Annotated in this window: 1 protein-coding gene; it reads left to right on the forward strand. The window is 48.6% G+C overall.

Features of this window, described 5'->3' with window-relative positions; genetic code table 11:
* A partial coding sequence (locus tag H7J92_RS17380; RefSeq protein ID WP_221838270.1) for an IS4 family transposase occupies nt 1-589 on the forward strand: 589 nt, incomplete at both ends.

Below are 589 nucleotides of genomic sequence, written 5' to 3' on the forward strand. Positions count from 1 at the left end.
ATGCAAGCGAATGACCCCGCTGAAAATTATCGATTCCAGCACATTGCCTTTGAATTTGAATACCCACCGATGGGCGACGTTCCGGGTAACCAAGTCCGGTATCAAGCTTCATCTGCGACTCGTGTTCTTGGAAAATGGCTGTTCCTATCCTGACCAGGCGGTTTTGACAAACGCCAAGGAACATGATCGCGGTCAACTAGAAGTGCTAGTCGATGATAAGGAATGCATGTATGTGTTCGACCGCGGCTACTTGGATTACAAACGGTTCGACGGCATGACGGATGAGGGCTATTTCTTTGTATCGCGCCTGCGGAAGAACGCGGTCGTCCGGTCACTTGAACACTTCGAACTGCCGGAAGACTCTGTCGTGTTGTCCGATGAAATGATTGTCATCGGCACGTCCCAAAATCGGACGGAGAACGTGTTCCGTCTCTTGAAAGTGCTGGATTCCAAAGGCAATCAGCTGAATCTAATCACGAACCGGTTTGATTTACCTGCTGATGAAATCGCGGAACTGTACAAGTCTCGCTGGGCCATTGAACTGTTCTTCAAATGGATGAAACAGCATTTGAACATCAAGAAGTTCTAC

It is taken from the genome of Sporosarcina aquimarina (assembly GCF_019748715.1).
GTDB classification, from domain to species: Bacteria; Bacillota; Bacilli; order Bacillales_A; family Planococcaceae; genus Sporosarcina; species Sporosarcina newyorkensis.